This is a genomic window from Actinomadura sp. ATCC 39365 (assembly GCF_054392275.1).
Map to the genome: position 1 here is coordinate 6172069 of NZ_CP184335.1, position 15344 is coordinate 6187412.

15 protein-coding genes and 1 pseudogene are annotated in these 15344 nt (G+C 69.7%); 7 read left to right on the forward strand and 9 right to left on the reverse strand.

What is annotated here, in order from left to right:
* The first annotated feature begins 6 nt into the window (after window positions 1-6).
* On the forward strand, window positions 7-903 hold the full coding sequence (locus ACNF49_RS30125; protein WP_482939613.1) for an amidohydrolase family protein: 897 nt from the start codon (window positions 7-9) through the stop codon (window positions 901-903).
* Window positions 904-1090: 187 nt separating this feature from the next.
* Window positions 1091-3364 (forward strand): hypothetical protein, encoded by a 2274-nt coding sequence (locus ACNF49_RS30130; protein ID WP_482939614.1) that lies wholly within the window; start codon window positions 1091-1093, stop codon window positions 3362-3364.
* A gap of 163 nt (window positions 3365-3527) precedes the next feature.
* On the opposite strand, the gene ACNF49_RS30135 is transcribed toward ACNF49_RS30130, so the two are convergent.
* On the reverse strand, window positions 3528-3854 hold the full coding sequence (locus tag ACNF49_RS30135) for a putative quinol monooxygenase (protein WP_357980241.1): 327 nt from the start codon (window positions 3852-3854) through the stop codon (window positions 3528-3530).
* A 58-nt stretch (window positions 3855-3912) separates the two neighbouring features.
* On the opposite strand from ACNF49_RS30135, the gene ACNF49_RS30140 reads away from it, so the two are divergent.
* Window positions 3913-4236 carry an ArsR/SmtB family transcription factor gene (locus tag ACNF49_RS30140; protein WP_357980238.1) on the forward strand — a complete coding sequence of 108 codons (324 nt, stop codon included), beginning with the start codon at window positions 3913-3915 and terminating at the stop codon, window positions 4234-4236.
* Window positions 4237-4456: 220 nt separating this feature from the next.
* Here ACNF49_RS30140 and ACNF49_RS30145 read toward each other — a convergent pair whose 3' ends face one another.
* From ACNF49_RS30145 to ACNF49_RS30160, 4 genes and pseudogenes are all read right to left on the reverse strand, one after another.
* A complete protein-coding gene (locus ACNF49_RS30145; protein WP_482939615.1) occupies window positions 4457-4837 on the reverse strand; it encodes a hypothetical protein in 381 nt (126 codons plus the stop codon).
* A 173-nt stretch (window positions 4838-5010) separates the two neighbouring features.
* Complete coding sequence (locus tag ACNF49_RS30150) at window positions 5011-5685, reverse strand: alpha/beta hydrolase (RefSeq protein WP_482939616.1); 675 nt, start codon at window positions 5683-5685, stop codon at window positions 5011-5013.
* Window positions 5682-5861, reverse strand: a pseudogene (locus tag ACNF49_RS30155) (hypothetical protein); the annotation flags it as partial. The pseudogene ACNF49_RS30155 and the gene ACNF49_RS30150, both read right to left, overlap by 4 nt.
* A 326-nt stretch (window positions 5862-6187) precedes the next feature.
* Window positions 6188-6586, reverse strand: a complete 399-nt coding sequence (locus ACNF49_RS30160) for a hypothetical protein (protein WP_482939617.1) — start codon at window positions 6584-6586, stop codon at window positions 6188-6190.
* Window positions 6587-6717: 131 nt separating this feature from the next.
* On the opposite strand from ACNF49_RS30160, the gene ACNF49_RS30165 reads away from it, so the two are divergent.
* Window positions 6718-7740 carry a glycerophosphodiester phosphodiesterase family protein gene (locus ACNF49_RS30165; RefSeq protein ID WP_482939618.1) on the forward strand — a complete coding sequence of 341 codons (1023 nt, stop codon included), beginning with the start codon at window positions 6718-6720 and terminating at the stop codon, window positions 7738-7740.
* 253 nt (window positions 7741-7993) lie between these two features.
* Here the strand turns inward: ACNF49_RS30165 and ACNF49_RS30170 are convergent, their stop codons facing one another.
* A complete protein-coding gene (locus ACNF49_RS30170) occupies window positions 7994-8866 on the reverse strand; it encodes a PASTA domain-containing protein (RefSeq protein WP_482939619.1) in 873 nt (290 codons plus the stop codon).
* Window positions 8863-9363: a SigE family RNA polymerase sigma factor gene (locus ACNF49_RS30175; RefSeq protein WP_482939620.1), complete on the reverse strand. Its 501-nt coding sequence runs from the start codon at window positions 9361-9363 to the stop codon at window positions 8863-8865. Before ACNF49_RS30175 ends, ACNF49_RS30170 begins: the two co-directional genes overlap by 4 nt.
* A 591-nt stretch (window positions 9364-9954) precedes the next feature.
* Here ACNF49_RS30175 and ACNF49_RS30180 point away from each other — a divergent pair.
* Together ACNF49_RS30180 and ACNF49_RS30185 are read left to right on the forward strand one after the other, a co-directional pair.
* On the forward strand, window positions 9955-11580 hold the full coding sequence (locus tag ACNF49_RS30180; protein ID WP_482939621.1) for a Tox-REase-5 domain-containing protein: 1626 nt from the start codon (window positions 9955-9957) through the stop codon (window positions 11578-11580).
* 2 nt (window positions 11581-11582) lie between these two features.
* Window positions 11583-12323, forward strand: a complete 741-nt coding sequence (locus ACNF49_RS30185) for an Imm52 family immunity protein (RefSeq protein ID WP_482939622.1) — start codon at window positions 11583-11585, stop codon at window positions 12321-12323.
* A 378-nt stretch (window positions 12324-12701) separates the two neighbouring features.
* On the opposite strand, the gene ACNF49_RS30190 is transcribed toward ACNF49_RS30185, so the two are convergent.
* On the reverse strand, window positions 12702-13430 hold the full coding sequence (locus tag ACNF49_RS30190; protein ID WP_482939624.1) for a DUF4241 domain-containing protein: 729 nt from the start codon (window positions 13428-13430) through the stop codon (window positions 12702-12704).
* A 155-nt stretch (window positions 13431-13585) separates the two neighbouring features.
* On the opposite strand from ACNF49_RS30190, the gene ACNF49_RS30195 reads away from it, so the two are divergent.
* A complete protein-coding gene (locus tag ACNF49_RS30195; protein ID WP_482939625.1) occupies window positions 13586-13939 on the forward strand; it encodes a VOC family protein in 354 nt (117 codons plus the stop codon).
* 51 nt (window positions 13940-13990) lie between these two features.
* On the opposite strand, the gene ACNF49_RS30200 is transcribed toward ACNF49_RS30195, so the two are convergent.
* Window positions 13991-15334, reverse strand: a complete 1344-nt coding sequence (locus tag ACNF49_RS30200; RefSeq protein WP_357980182.1) for an alpha-L-fucosidase — start codon at window positions 15332-15334, stop codon at window positions 13991-13993.
* Between the last annotated feature and the right edge of the window lie 10 nt (window positions 15335-15344).

Below are 15344 nucleotides of genomic sequence, written 5' to 3' on the forward strand. Positions count from 1 at the left end.
GGAAAGATGACCTACATCCCGCGCATCGACCCGGACGCCATCGTGGCCCTGGACGTCCACGTCCACATCGAGGCCGACCACCACGGCCACCTCTCCCTCGACGCCGAGCTGATGGAGGCCTCGGCCAGATACTTCAAAGCCGGCCAGGACCGCACCCCGACGATCGACCGCGTCGCCGCCTACTACCGGCAGCGGAACATGGCCGCGGTGGTCTTCACCGTCGACGCCTCCACCGAACTCGGCCACCCGGCCCTGTCCAGCGAGGAGATCGCCCGGCAGGCGGCCGAGCACGCCGACGTCCTCATCCCCTTCGGGTCCGTGGATCCGCGCCGCGGCCCGGCCGCCATCGCCCAGGCCCGGCGGCTCGTACAGGATTTCGGCGTGCTCGGCTTCAAGTTCCACCCGAGCCTGCAGGGCTTCACCCCCAACGACCCCGCCCACTATCCGCTCTGGCGGGCGCTGGAGGACCTGGGGAGCGTCGCGCTGTTCCACACCGGCCAGACCGGTATCGGCGCCGGCCTGCCCGGCGGGCGCGGCATCAAGCTCCGCCACTCCGATCCGATGCTGCTCGACGACGTCGCCGCCGATTTCCCCGGGCTCACCATGATCCTCGCGCACCCGTCCGTCCCCTGGGTCGACGCCTCCCTGTCCATCGCCGGCCACAAGTCCAACGTCTACCTCGACCTGTCCGGCTGGTCACCGAAGTACTTCCCGCCGCAGCTCGTCCGCCAGGCCGCCGGGCCCCTGCGGCACAAGGTCCTGTTCGGCTCCGACTACCCCGTCCTCACCCCCGACCGCTGGATGGCCGACTTCGCCGCCCTCGACGTCAAGGACGAGGCCAAGCCCCTCATCTACAAGGAGAACGCCCTCCGCGTTCTCGGCCTGCGAAGGGCGAGCCGATGAACACGCTCGGCACACTTCAGCACCGCGGTGGCCGGTGCGGCGGCAGCCGGTCCGACGGCTCCCGCTCGGCGAAGGGGCGGCGACGTCGTCGTGCCCGACCGGGCGATCATCGAGCTGCTTGATCCACTTGGTCGGGGATCAGTAGGGTTGGGCGCTTTCCTCCTCGCCCCCCGTCCCGGAGTGCCTCATGCGCCGCCATCGTTTCGGCCGGCTCGCCGCCGGTTTCGCGGCCCTCTACCTGGCCGTCGTGATCGTCCTCGCCGTGGTCGGGCTGGTCGCCGGCGACCTCGTCCCTTTGTGGAGAGTCGTCGCGGACCCGGACGGATACATGGCCGACGAGATCCGGGCCTGGCCCTGGCTGCCCGCCCTGCTGGTGCCGATCGCGACGGTGCAGGCGTGGGCGTACCGGGAGGTGTTGCGCGGGCGGCTGCGCGGGGAACCGGCGCGGCACGGCCGGGAGGTGCGACTGCTGCGGGTCGCTCTCTACGCCATGGTCGTGTCCGTCCTGACCTGGCGACTGCCGATCCCCTACCTGTGGTGGATGTCGCTGGCCGGCGATGTGATCGAGCTCGTGGCGATATGGCTGTTCTTCCGCGTGCTGTGGACGAGCGGCCGCCGATGGCCACAGGTGCTCATGCTCGTGACCGGCATGCTCAGCGTGATGCACGACGTCGTCACCACCATCGCGTACCAGGCGGGCGACTACTTCTTCGCCGGGCAGAACTGGACCTGGGCGCTGGACGCCGCGGGGTCGGTGTGGCTGGTGTCGCTGCTGGCGTCGCAGGCGCGGGATCCGCGCTGGAGCGGCGCGACGGTACAGGCCGGCGTGATCGCGGTCTTCTTCTCCCTCCTCTCGTCCGACTCGGTCTCGATCGTGGCGTTCGGCGGCTCGGACGCGGTGGCGTGGAAGCTGCTGATGCCGCCGCTCCTGGGCGCCGTCTCGGTCTTCTCACTGGTCTGGTGGGCGAGGTCCGCACACGACCTGGGCACGCTCCAGCCTTCCGCGCCCCGGACCAGGCCCGTGCAGGCGCGGGCCAGGTGGTGGCCGCTGCCGACCGTGGCGATCGTGCTCCCGCTGGTCCCCCCGGCCGTCAACCTCGCACAAGGGGTGCCGTTCTGGCTCGGACCGAAGAACGTGCTGGGCGACGCGGTACGCGAGTACACCGGGTCGGCGGCCACCGCGTACTGGTTCGCGCTCGACCTCCTCGTCGGCGTCGGCGCGCCGGCGGTGCTGATCCTGGTCGCCGTCCGGCGGCGGACGCGCACGTTACTGCGCGCCACGACGCTGAGCCTGTTCCTGCTGGGCGCGGCCGGCGCCGTGAGCGCGTTCACCTCGGAGCACTCCACCTTCTTCGGGGAGCTGTGGCTCTACCCGGAAAGCCTCTACGTCGAGCGCGGCGCCGTCGTCCCCTACGAGGGCGCCCAGCTGCTGTCTCCCGGCATCTCCCCGCTCTGGTACGCCCTCGCGCTCACCGCCGCCGGCCTCATCCTGCTCCTTGTGTACGCCGCCCCGCCCGCTCAACGCGTCCGCCACCACGTCCTGCTGGCGGGGCTCGCCTCGGCCGTGGCCCTGTGCCTGCTGCCCGCAGCGGACCTGGCCCGCGGCCCCGTCACGGACTGCGACATGCCCCAGGCGTGGGAGATCGACACGGGCGAGGCGGAGCCGCGCGAGCTGACGGCCGAGCAGCAGTTCGTGTGCTCCCTGCGCGACGACCACCGCGCGCAGAGCCTGCACGTGTTCCCCGACACCACGCCCGACCAGGTCGTGCTCGCCTACGGGCGCCACCTGTGCGGCGTCCACACCCGCAACGACCCACGGGAGCTGGCCCGGCTGAAGATCGACCGCGCGTCCCTGACCTCTCCTCTGGCCGGCATCTGTCCCAGCGCCACCACCATCGTCCAGGCGGCGAAGGCCGAGCAGGACCAGGAGCTCGCGGCGATGCAGGCCGACTCCCAAGCCATGTGCGACGCCACGCCGCGCCACCGCCCGCGCACCAAGCCGGCCCGGGCGATCCGGATGAAGGAGCCGCAGTGGACCGACTACGGGGTGCTGCAGACGTACGAGGGGGAAGGAGAGGAGGAGACCGAGCCGGACATGGACCCCGGCAACGGGCTGGTCTCCTCCGCGCGCGGCATCCTGGCCGTCATGACCCACCCCGACTTCGACCTCTGCGTCACCCTGGAGACCTACACCCGCCGGCCGCCCGTCGAGACCAAGGGGTGGGACAAGGTGGTCGAGGTCGGCTACTACAGCCCGGGCGGCCAGATCGTGCTCTACGACAGCCTCAGCGGCACCGAGCTGCCCAACCTCGCCCTCGACGGACGCAAGGGGCACTACCGCATCCGCGTGCACCACGCCTGGTTCCCCTGGAAGGGCGAGGCGCAGAGCGGGCAGCGGCTGCTGATCATGGCGTATCCCGGCAAGGGGGACAGGGAGATCGTCCACCGGAACCGGAAGTGACCTGAATCTCCAGCTGCCCAAGTGTCACGCCATCGTCATCTTGGGTTGTTGACCTCTTCCCCAGGTCGGAGCACGTTGATCTCTTCTGTCACGGCGCCCGCTGGCGCGGCGAGCTCATCGGCTGCGCCCTGGGGGGCCATCTGATGCCTGACTGGCCATGGCGTCAGGGAGTCGCGCTGAGGGGTGTCAGCCAGTGGATCTCCAGGTCTTCTCGTAGGTACTCCATGCGGTGCCGCTGGAAGTGCGCGAGTTCGGGACGCGCGAGATGCGCGCGCAGGTCGTCGGCCGACCGCCACAGTTCGTAGAACACGAACGTGCTGGGATCAGCCGCGTCGCGGTGGACCTGGTACTGCATCGAGCCAGGCTCGGCCCTGGTCGGCTCCACGAACGACAGCAGCAGTCGCTCCAGCTCATCGGCGCGCTCGGGCTTCGGCCGGGCGAAGCCGTAGATGCCGACCGCCCCGCCTCCTTCAGGTACGACAATCTTCATACCTGCCGACGTTAGCCATCAGGTTAGGTATGATGCAAATCGTACCTAGGGGTGAGACATGGATCTGGGCAAGGTGTTCCGCGCGCTGGCCGACGACTCCCGCCGCCAGGTCGTGGCCGAACTCGCGGCCGATCCCGAAGACCGGGAGCGCGCCTGCGGCTCGTTCGACCTGCCGGTGAAGAAGGCCGCGCGCACGCACCACTTCCGGGTGCTGCGCGAGGCGGGGTTGATCATCCAGCGTGACCACGGCAACGGCAGCGCCGTCTCACTGCCCAGGCAGGACATCGAGCGTCATCTGCCCGGCCTGCTTCAGCTCCTGTCCGAGGAGCTGAAGGCCGGCAGCGCGTCGGGCGGAACCGGGAGCACCGCGGCCGAGACATGAACTGATCCGCGTCGGCGTCCGGACGTTGCTCCGAGCCCGACACCGACTTGGTGGGCGAGGCCACCGACGGCTCCGCCGGGCTCGCGCTGATCCACCGCCCGGTGATCGCATCCAGGCGTCGAAGACCTGACCGAACGCGACGGCGAGGTGACGGCCTGGGTGACCGGACGGACTGCTGACGGTTGGTGGCTGGTCGCGAATCAGCTGCCCAGTGTGGCGTTCACCAGCAGCGAAGGTCCCCGGTACCCGAGGAAATCGTGTCGACCGCGACCGATACATGGTGGACGGACTCCTGCAAGGCGCTGACGCTCAGCTCGGTGAAGTTCGCATCGGTCCGCATGAAGGGGGCCGCCTCGTAGTACCGCTTGATCTCCTCGGGTGGGCGTTCGGTGCGGAGGCTGAAGGCGAAGCCGGCCCAGCAGTCGCCGGAGTCTCCGGTCACGGGCCGCTGAGGTGCTGACCCGCCGAACGTCGCGCCCGGTGGCAACGGATGCTTGAGGGCTCGATCCTCGAGGCTCGCCAAACGGTGATCGGTGATCCACTGGGGTGCCATCGTGGCGGCGTACAGCAGGAGGAAAGGCGTGGCGGCGATGGCCGCCATGAGTGACACCCGCTTCAGAACAGATGCATGTCCTCGTCGTATCGCTGAGGGCCCTGAGCTGATGGTGGTCGAGGCATGACACGACGCCGGCAAGCTGCCCGGCGCGCTCGGCCGCGGGCGCGCGTGGCGGATCGTGCAGCACTGCTCGCAGCCGGCGTGCAGGCCGCCCCGGTTCAGCCGGCCGCGGACCGCACGATGTCGTCGACGAGAGCGGCCAGACGGTGCGGCTGGGACAGGAACGGACAGTGGCCGCTGGTCAGCCTGCAAATCTCGGCGGCTCGGGCTGCCATCCGCTCTTGCGAGGCGGGCGGCAGAGCCTGGTCCTGCTCGGTGATGATGTAGGTGGAGGGGAGGTCGTGCCAGGCGGCCGTGTCGGCCTTCTCCGTGAATGACCGCCTCGTCTGGTTGACCAGGCGGCTCATCTCCTGCTCGGCCTCGGCGTCCGGCAGGTCGCCGTAGAGCGAGGTGCGTGGCTGGTCGATGAGGGGGAACAGGCCGCTCGTGTCGCCGGTGTCCGGCAGGCCGTGGAGGGTGTACAACGACTGTCCCCGGTCCGGCATGTACGCGGCCAGGTAGATCAGCCGCTCGACGTTGCCCGCCCCGGTGGCGGCCTCGGTCGCCGGGATGCCCCCGTAGGAGTGGGCGAGCAGCACGATCGGGCCTTCGACCGCGGCCAGTTCCCCGGCCAGCACGGCGGCGTCGTCGTGCATGCCCGCGGTGGGACGTTCGCCGGCGCTCGGAAGCGCGGGCGTGCGCGTGGCGTAGCCGAGCGTGTGCAGTTCGGGCTCGAGCCTCGTCCAGGTGCTCGGCCGGTGCCAGGCGCCGTGGACCAGCATCACGGTGGTCATGAAGGGACTCCTAGGCTCCTATGTGATCGATGGCGACATGAGTGGATGCGTCCTTCGGTCGTGGTCACCGTTCGGCCGGAGCCGCTCCGGCGGAGTGGGATCAGCTCGGCGCGGATGGCCACGGCCGTATCCTCCGACGTGCGTGCGCCGAGGTCGAGACCGATGGGCGAGCGCAGTCCGCCGGGCGGGCCCTCGCGGCGGCGTCCAGGCCCTCGTTGGTGGCCGCTGGGAGATGAGGTCGCGTTCCATCGCGGCGCAGCTTGTCCGCGATGGTCTGGCCGTTGGGGCGGTGGATGAGCCTGGTGACGCCCAGCGTGTCCCCGGCCGGGCATGGCCTGGAGCTTGAGTCATCGCCCGTCCACCCGTCCGAGGTCAGCGCACGTGGAGGCATGCAGACACGGCCTCCAACAGGGCGTCGCGTCGGTGCTGCGCAAGGCAAGGGCGCGGCCACCTGGCTCGGCTCCGGCCGCGACCCTGCCGTGTCTGGATCGGTGGCCCGCCTTCAATCGCCAGAGATGCGCAGCAAGCAGATGTTGAAAGACGGGGTCTCTACCGCACGGTCCCAGTTCTCCAGGCCCTCGCAGGTCTTGCTCGGATCGCTGGGGGGTGTCGAGTCCTGCCCCCAGTCCTGTTGGAGGATGACGCGGTAGTCGGCGTCAGCGGAGTCGCAGGGGACCTCGACCAACGAGCCGTCGACGTCGGCGGCACAGTCCCGCACGTCGAGATCGCGCACGCCGGGGTCCGTCCGCGCGCGATTCACCCAGTTGGAGAAGCGATATGTGCCGCCGTCGTGCAGCACGACGGCAGCGGGGGCGAGGGTCAGAAAGGCGGCCGCCCTCGGCACCGTACTCGCGGCCTTTGAGAGGAAACCGGCGTTCCTGGCCGTTCTGTGAACGTTCATGACCTCATCACGCCGTCGCCGCAGCGAAGGACGGACGGGCCTCTAACCTCGCCAAGGTCATTTCACACCTTTACAGAGCGGAACATCCCGTGCATTGTCGCCGTGCCCTGGCAGGTCTGGCCTTCGTTTCCGTGCTCGCCGCTCCGGCGGCCGCCCACGCCTCGACGGCCGACGGCCCCGGCGTGCTGCCCCAGAAGACCCACTTCGACTTGCAAGCCCACCGCGGCGGCCTCGGCATGACGACCGAGGAGTCACTTGAGGGGTTCACCAAGGCCCTGCGCCTCGGGGTCAGCACCCTTGAGCTGGACACCCATGTGACCAAGGACCTGAAGGTGGTGGTCAACCACGACCGGCAGATCAGCGCCCAGAAGTGCCAGGACACCGGGCCCCTCACCCCCGGGGACCCGATGTTCCCCTACGTCGGCAAGTTCATCAAGGACCTGACCCTGGCCCAGATCAAGACCATGAACTGCGGGTACCGGCAGCTGCCCGGCTTCCCCGAACAGGAGGTGGTCGACGGCTTCCGGATGGTCGAACTCAAGGACGTGCTGAACCTCGTCAGGGCTCGCCGGGCCAAGCAGGTCAAGCTGAACATCGAGACCAAGGTCGAAGCCGGCGCACCGCAGCAGACCGCGCCGCGCGAGCTGTTCGTCCGCCGCGTGTTCGAGGAGATCCGCGCCTCGGGCATCGAGGACCAGGTCACCATCCAGTCCTTCGACTGGGGCGCGTTGATGGAGATGCACCGGCTCGCGACGGAATGGCCGCTGGTGGCCCTGACCAACCACGACTTCCTCCAGGTCGGCAAGCCGGGCGCTTCCCCCTGGCTCGGCGGGATCGACGCCGACGACTTCGGCGGCGACTTCGTCAGCGCCGCCGGCAGCATCCCGGGTGTCACCGCCCTGTCCCCGGTGTACGGCTTTCCCCAGAACGGCACGATCAGCGATCCCGCCTTCCGCTTCTACGTCACCGAGAAGATGGTGTCGGACGCGCACGAGCGCGGTCTGAAGGTCATCCCGTGGACGTGCGACGACCCGGCCACCATCGCGGCCCTCATCGACATGGGCATCGACGGCATCATCACCGACTACCCGGACCGGGTCCGGCAGATCATGGCCGAGCGCGGCATGCGCCTGCCCAAGTCCTACGCCAAGTAACCGTCGGCCGTCCTTCGGCGGTCTCGCGAAGCAGGTGGCTCGCCCGAGGCTTTGTCGGGCCACCGTGCCGGTCCGCGGCCGGTGAGGAAAACCCGCCGGCCCCACCCTCACTCTCCGAACCGAAGCTGTCTCAGCCCCGAAGTGGCGTTGACTTGCGGCTGTGCCGTTCCCAGGACCGGACAGAAGAACCGCTGTTCTGTCCGGTCAGCGGTACCTGACGGCTGGGACAGCTTCGGGAGAAGGACGCCGCGCGTCACTGCATCGGGCGGACGCCTTTCGCGATCTTCCTCAACTCACTCATGGCGTCGATCTCCTTGGCGTACTCGGGGCCGAGGAGCACCTTGACGGCCAGATCCTTGCGGAGCTTCCAGGTGACCGAGGGCGTGACCGGGCCGCCGGCGGCCCCCGAGTCGCCGTCCCTGGACAGCCGCGCCGGCCTGCCGCCGAGGTCCACCGTCTCGGCCTGCCGTTCCGGCCGGAAGTCGTACAGGGCGTCCGCGGACGCGCCATGGGCCACGATCACCTGGACGGCGTAGCCGGCCTGCTGAAGGCCCGGCTTCCGGAAGCTGGTGGTGTAGCTCTTGCCGGGGCCGACCACGTCGTCCTTGGACCATTTGCCCCATTCGAGCCCGTCCGGCAGGTAGGTGAGCTGGATGCCGCCGAACTTCCGCCCGTCGCCGAGGTCCCCCAGGGCCTGCGGCGTCGGCGCGGGCGGCAACTGGACGTGGAGCGTGACCGTACTGCCCCGCGCGACGACCTTGCCGGCAGCCGGTTCCTGCGTGCCCACCAGGCCGTTGTCGCTCCGCATCCCGGCGAGCGCGACCTTCAGCCCGGCGTCGCGGAGCGCCTTGGCCGCCTCGGTGGCGCGCCGGCCCGTCACGTCGGGCACGGTCACGTCGTCGCGCATCACGACCTGGTTCTGGCCGGGGCCGACGGGTTCACCGGGATTCAGCATCACCGGCACGGTCACGGCCACGGCCGCCGTGACGATCACCGCCCCCGCCACGCGGAGCCTCGTCACGCGGGCGCGATGCCCCCGGCGTACGGCACTGCCCAGTCCGGGCCCGGCCTGAACCTCGGCGACGTGCGCCGCCATGGCCTCGGCGAGGTCGTCCTCGATCGTCATCTCGTCACTTCCCTTGCGACATCCATGTTCTGGCGGATCCTGGCAAGCCCGCGCGCGGCCTGGCTCTTGACCGTCCCGACCGAGCAGCCGAGCAGCGCCGCGGTGGCCTGCTCGGACTGGTCCTCCCAGTAGCGCAGGACGAGCACGGCGCGCATCCTGGGCGGCAGCCTGCGCAGCTCACCGATGAGCGTGTCGCGCAGGTCGAGGTCGGGAGAGTCGGCGGCGGTCTCGGGCGGCCGGGCGAACATGATCTCCTGGACGACCCTGCGCCGCCGCGCCCTGCTGACCGCCGCGTTCACGACGACCTTCCTCGCGTACGCCTCGGGGTTGTCGTGCCTGATCCGCGGCCAGTTCCGGTAGACCTTCTCCAGCGCGTGCTGGACCAGGTCCTCGGCGTCGTGCCGCGTCGCCCCGCACACCAGGATCGCGGTACGCAGCAACGAGGTGCTTCTCGTGGCGAGGAAGTCGTCGAAGGCAGCCTCGTCGGCATCTGTCATCAGTGAAGGTCCCCTTTCGCCCTCCCCAACGCGCGAGCCCGCCCGGAGGTCGAGTGCCTTCCCGAAGAGTCGAGGTCAGGCGACGACGCCGTCCGCGCGCTGGGACGCCGGCTCCGATGGTCAGCTTGGGCTCGGGAGCGGTCGCTGCTGAAGGAGTGGCGCACGTGCTGCCGCGGCTCAGCGCCAATGCTTGCCAGTAGAGTCCCGGCTCCCCGTACCGGCGCGGCCGAGCTTCTCCACCCGCCGATGCCCCGCTCTTCGAAGGAGTAGCGGACCCGTCCGGCATCTCGGGGCTTGACGGGGGGCGATCACGCGGACGATCACGTTGCACCTCCACGGGCTGACGAAGCGACGTCGCGGGGGATGAGCGACATGCCTGAGAATCGCCCGGGCGAAGAACTGCCACCGCCTACGGGTCCTCCCACGTCCGGGCCGGCACCGCCTACCGGTCCTCCCGTGTCCGGCTTGCCACCTCCCGGCCCTTCCTTTCCCGGCGTTCCTTTCCCGGGACCGCCGGTCCCGGGTGGCCCGCCGGTCGGCCGACGGACGCCGAATCGTCGCCGGACGTGGTTCCTCGTCGCCGGAGGAGCGGTGGCGGCGGTGGCCGCGGTGGCCGCGGTGGCCGTCGCGCTCACCGTTCTGATCAGCGGCCTCGGTCGCCCGCCCGGCTTGACCCGCCCGGCGAACACGGCAGGCCCCGCTGCGACCACGGAGGTCAACAGCGCGATCAGCCATCTGGCCGGGCTGCCGGCGGCCCACTACAAGGGAACGCTGGCCGACCACGGCCAGCAGCTGGGCCTCGACGTCAAGATCACCTCAAGGGGGTCGACGGCGGGCACGGTGACCGTGAGCGGTCAGAAGATCAGGATCTTCACCGCCGGCGGCAGCACCTATGTGAAGGCCGGACCGGGCTACTGGCGCAAGAACGGCGCCACCGCGCGCCTGAGCAAGGAGTACGCCAAGCGCTGGGTCAAGATGAGCACCGGACCCGCCGGTTTCGCGCTGTCGAAGCTGCTCGCCCCGCCCAGTCTTGCCCGGCTGCTGGGCCTGTCCGGACAGATCGACTTGTCGAGCGGCCCGGTCACCAAGGTCAACGGCGTCCAGGCACGCAAGGTGACTGCGCCGATCGGCGCCATCTATGTGACGACGACTGCTCCGTACCAGATCGTCCGCATCGATTCCGGGGCATCCGGCGGCGGTCCGGCGCCTCCCACCCCTCGTATCACCGGCACCGGTCTCTCCGGCGGCGCCCTCGTCGTGCGGCCGGCGCGATGGCGTGACGATTTCCGGTTGAACATCACCGTCTCCGCGATGACGGGTGCGCAGGCACGGACGTTCATCGACCAGCTCAAGCAGGAAGCCAAGGCACTCAAGGGCGCCATCGACTCCAGCGTGGCCTTCTCGGCGGCGAGCTCCGGAAGGCTGTCCCCCTGTAACAACAGCGGCTGCACCGCCACCATCACGATCAGCAACTGGGTAAAGCTCGACAGCCCCTATCTCAAGGTCGGCGCGATCACCGCCGACATCATCATCGACTTCCAGCTGGACGGGAGGCCGGTCGGCTCATGTCGGCGGCAGGTCTCCATCCCTCCGAACGGCGAAGCGGACGTCACCTGCAGCGTCTCCTACTACGCCGCCACCAACCGCAACCACAGCGTCCGCGCGCAGTCCACCGGATTCGCCCGGGCCCTCGTCAAAGCCGAGATCCCGGCCACCATCAAGGCGCTGGAGGCGGAACAGCAGGCAATCCCCCCTGCCGGCTCTGACACGAACGACATCGTGACCGACGCCCGCGTTCTGAAGACGCCGCGGGTGGGCACGACCGGCGGCGGCCCGGGCAGATGGATCAAGATCAACTACGCCGAGCGCAAGCACTGGATGCGTTACCAGGAGCAGGTCACGGGCGTTCGGATCAGCCGCGAGTACAAGGTCAACGGCGTCAAGTTCGACGGGTACGACGGCCCTCGGGGAGTCCTCCTGGATTCCAAGCTTGGCTACAGTAAGGCTCTTGACGAGCATGGAAACCTCATCAAGAAGCGGGCGGACAAGCTCAAGGCTCAGGCCAATCGACAGATCGAGGCCGCCAAGGGGACCGGCAAGTCCATCGAATGGAGGTTCTCCAACGAACGGGTGGCCAATGCCGTCAGGGAGTTCTTCGAAGAAGAAGGCATCAACATCGAGGTCGTCCATCAGCCGATGAACTGGAAGATCAGATAATCGTGCGCAAGATTCTGGTGCGGGGATTCTGGGGTCCTCGCCGGCAGTCGGCGCAGGACTGCGCCGAACGCTGGGCCGCCTGCTTGGCGAGGCTTCAGCGCGCCGCTCCCGAGCTGTTCACCACATGGCACTCGCCGCTGGACGAGGATGAGAAGGCTCCTCCTGCGCTCAGGCCCGACGCAGAAGGCCTGCTCGCCGAAATGGCGCGCCTCAACGAGTACCTGGAGGTGGAACTCGGTGCCACGAAGGCGGAGCTGGGGTTCACCCTTTCCGCTTGGAGCACCGCGCCGCACGAGGGAAGCGTCGTGTTCCGCGGAACCGTGGGCTCGCACGCCGAAGGCTCAGAGGTCCGCAACAGCATCACGGTGACGATGCAGGGCGAAGCAGTGGCGGCGCACGGCTGGGAGGTCGCCGCCAGCCTCCTCGCCATCGTCGCCGAGCACTGGGACATCGACTGGGGGGACGCGGGCAACGCACAACTGTGGGCCCGCCTCAAGGAACATCGGTCGCTGCGGCCGTCCGACCTGCGAGCCGGATACGCGACCTACCTGTCGGCCCGCCGCTGGGCCGAGGCCCCGGCCCTGGACGAGGGGACGATCACTTCCCTGGACGGCGGTGTGCTCATCGATCTGAGGGCGGAGGTGACCCGCGCGAGCAGTGATGACCCAGTTGTCCGGCTTGATCAAACGCTCGCCGCCTCGCCCGCGTTCACGCCCGTGCCCGACGACCGCGGGACCTGGTGAATCGTTCGATGACGCCTCTCGCTTCGCCGCCGACATCGTCCGGGCCGCCCGCGACGTCGACTGCGTGGACCTGGACTACTCTCCCGGCAGCGTCGGCGTAGTCGACGAGATCGTCGGCGCTTCCACGAGGAGGGACTGTCCGCGGGGCAGGTCGGCGAGACCGTGTTCGGGTTCGGCGTCCCATCCGGTGACGGCAGGGTGTGGAACCCCGTCGGGAAGGCGTTCAAGCTCCTTGAGCATGGGCCTGAGGATTCGCTCTTCTCCCGGAGTGGAGCGGCCGCGCCTCCCGGGAAACCTCCGTCACGACCTGGCAGGAAGCGGGAGAACAGCTCACTCCTGAACGACTGTCTGTGATCCGTTGAGTTCCAAGACAACCGGTCAAGGCCCGATGGGATCGAGGCGTTCGGCCTCGTTGAGGACGAGGAAGTCGACAACCACCGCGGTGATCCCGCCGTTGCCGTCGCGGCCGAACCACACCGGGTAGGCGCCATCGCCGAAACCGGACTCGAACGCGGTCAGGGACGGCTCGCCGGTGGGGCCGGACAGCGTCACGGTCCGTGTTCCGGAGACGAGGGGGTCGGGGCCGTCGCCGCACAGCAGTTCGACCCAGCCGGTCTTGTTGTAGTCGCTGTCGTCCAGGACGGCGGCGAAGTGGTCCAGTAGCGACGCGTCGAAGAGGCACCCCATCCCGCCGTCGACCCCGAAACCGAAGAACTCGCCCTCGCCGAGGTCGGCGGGATCCTGTCCAGGAATCAGCGCCGGCTCCCAGCGAGTGACGGCCGCCTCCTGCACGACCAGTACGGCTGCGCAGACCCGTACGTGCTCGGGATCATCGGTGAACCGCACGACCGACAGCCGCAACGGATACCGCCCGGCGGCAACCGGCTGCGTGAAAGCCGCGAAGTCTTCCGGAAATTCCAGCCCTGTGGGATCGCCGGCGATGAGGTCGCCGGTCGGCAGCACCAGATCCCCCTTGTCGTGGATCTCGGTGACGAACTGCTGGCCGCTCGGAATGCCGAACCGGATGCCGCCGGCGAAGTAGGCATCCGGATGAGCGGGCCGCGCGGCGCCGGGGTGTTGCGGACTTACCATGGCTTCTCCTGTCACACTGGTGCGCCAGCACCTATCCGGCCCCCTCGTTCGCCGGATGATCCTTCCATGGTTTGCTGCTCGGATCGTGCCCCGTGGCCGTCCGGTGCGGGTCGAGCCGGGATATCGACCCCTTCGGGGCCGGGCCGCCGGTCCTGTCTATGCTCAAGCCCATGGCACTGGAATGGGAACAGATCATCGTCGACTCCGCCGACCCCGTCGCTCTCGGGCGCTGGTGGGCCGAAGCTCTCGGCTGGGTTGTGGTCGACGAGACTGAGGAGATCATCGAGATCCGGCCTGAGCCGGACCGGATGCCGGGGCTGCTCTTCGTGCCTGTCCCCGAGGGCAAGACGTCGAAGAACCGGCTCCACCCCGACTTCCGCCCCGACGACCAGGAGGCCGAGGTCGCCCGGCTGCTCTCCCTCGGTGCCCGGCGCGTCGACACCGTGCAGGACGAGCAGCACTGGGTGACCCTCCTCGACCCGGAGGGCAACGAGTTCTGCGTCCTGGGTGAGCGGAAGAACTGAGCGGAGGCCGGCAGTTATTCGGGCCCCGGCCCGCGAGTTCGCGTCCCCCGTTCAGGCGCCGGGCGCCAGCCTGAGGACGGCGGCCGGCAGCCCGCGCAACGCCTCCGGGACGACGACCCCGCCGGAACGGTCCACCGCGGCCGGGCCGTCACCCCAGGTGGCCCCGGCCCGCGCCCGTTCGACCAGGTCGCCGGCGAGCGTCAGCCGTCCCGCGGCCGGGTCCAGGGCGATCACGTGGAGGGCGCCGTCGGGGCCGGCGGTGTAGCGGACCGGGTCGCCGACGGGCTCGGCGTGCCGGACCCACGGCCGGGTGCCGTAGATCGCCTCGCCATGGGCCGCCAGCCAGGCGCCCAGGTGGCGCAGCCGTTCGACCTGGGACTCCGGCAGCGAGCCGTCGGCCCGCGGCCCGATGTTGAGCAGCAGGTTGCCGTTCTTGGCGACGGTGTCGACCAGCAGGTGGACGAGCTCGTCCGGCCGGACGAGGTGGCGCTCGTCCTCGGCCCGGTTGAAGCCGAACGACTGGCCGAGCCCGCGCGTGGCCTCCCACACCCACGGGGAGGTCTGCTGCTCGGAGACGTACTCGCGGGTGCGCGAGCCCAGGTGCGGCACGCCCCAGCGGTCGTTCACGATCCCCTCGGGCACCCGCTCGTAGTAGTGCTCGAACAGCGCCTGCAGGCTGTGCGGCCCGGCCGCCTTGCCCGAGTCGGGCCAGTCGATGTCGTTCCACAGCACGTCGGGGGAGTGCCGGTCGATCAGCTCCATGGCCTGCTCGAAGCAGTAGCGCGCGAACGCCTCGTCGTTGCGGCGCAGCGTGAACAGGTCCGTCATCGACTGGATCGGCGGGAAGTCGGACACGTGCCAGTCCAGCGCCCCGGAGTAGTACAGGCCGAACCGCAGGCCCGCCGCCCGGGCGGCGCGGTCCAGCTCGGCGATCAGGTCGCGGCGGGGGCCGCGGCGCGCGCTGCTGAAGGCCGTGGTGGCGGTGTCCCACAGGCAGAACCCGTCGTGGTGCTTGGCCGTGGGCACGACGTAGCGCGCGCCGGACCCTGCGATCAGCCGCATCCAGGCCGCCGGGTCGAACGCCTCCGCCCGCCAGGAGTCGGCCAGGTCCTCGTACGGGGTGCCGACCCCGTACTCCCGCTCGTGGAAGGCGCGGGCGGGCGAGCCGGGGATGCGGACGGTGTTGGCGTGCCATTCGGCGTACTGGTGGTAGCTGAATTCCAGCTCCACGGGCACGTGCTCGCCGGGCAGCCGGGCGGTCGCCCACGCGGGCACCGAGTACAGCCCCCAGTGGACGAAGACGCCGAACTTGGCGTCCCTGTACCAGTCGGGCACGTCCCTCGCCGGGTAGTCGGCGCCCAGGTCGGGGCCTACACGGCGGTCGAAAAACAGCACTATGGTCCTT

Excerpts from the sequence above, each read along its gene's own strand:
- ACNF49_RS30195 (WP_482939625.1), top strand. The coding sequence starts at position 13,586 with ATGGCACTGGAATGGGAACAGATCATCGTCGACTCCGCCGACCCCGTC.
- ACNF49_RS30160 (WP_482939617.1), bottom strand. The coding sequence starts at position 6,586 with ATGAACGTTCACAGAACGGCCAGGAACGCCGGTTTCCTCTCAAAGGCC.
- ACNF49_RS30135 (WP_357980241.1), bottom strand. The coding sequence starts at position 3,854 with ATGAAGATTGTCGTACCTGAAGGAGGCGGGGCGGTCGGCATCTACGGC.
- ACNF49_RS30140 (WP_357980238.1), top strand. The coding sequence starts at position 3,913 with ATGGATCTGGGCAAGGTGTTCCGCGCGCTGGCCGACGACTCCCGCCGC.
- ACNF49_RS30170 (WP_482939619.1), bottom strand. The coding sequence starts at position 8,866 with ATGACGATCGAGGACGACCTCGCCGAGGCCATGGCGGCGCACGTCGCC.
- ACNF49_RS30150 (WP_482939616.1), bottom strand. The coding sequence starts at position 5,685 with ATGACCACCGTGATGCTGGTCCACGGCGCCTGGCACCGGCCGAGCACC.
- ACNF49_RS30145 (WP_482939615.1), bottom strand. The coding sequence starts at position 4,837 with ATGGCGGCCATCGCCGCCACGCCTTTCCTCCTGCTGTACGCCGCCACG.
- ACNF49_RS30125 (WP_482939613.1), top strand. The coding sequence starts at position 7 with ATGACCTACATCCCGCGCATCGACCCGGACGCCATCGTGGCCCTGGAC.
- ACNF49_RS30130 (WP_482939614.1), top strand. The coding sequence starts at position 1,091 with ATGCGCCGCCATCGTTTCGGCCGGCTCGCCGCCGGTTTCGCGGCCCTC.
- ACNF49_RS30175 (WP_482939620.1), bottom strand. The coding sequence starts at position 9,363 with ATGACAGATGCCGACGAGGCTGCCTTCGACGACTTCCTCGCCACGAGA.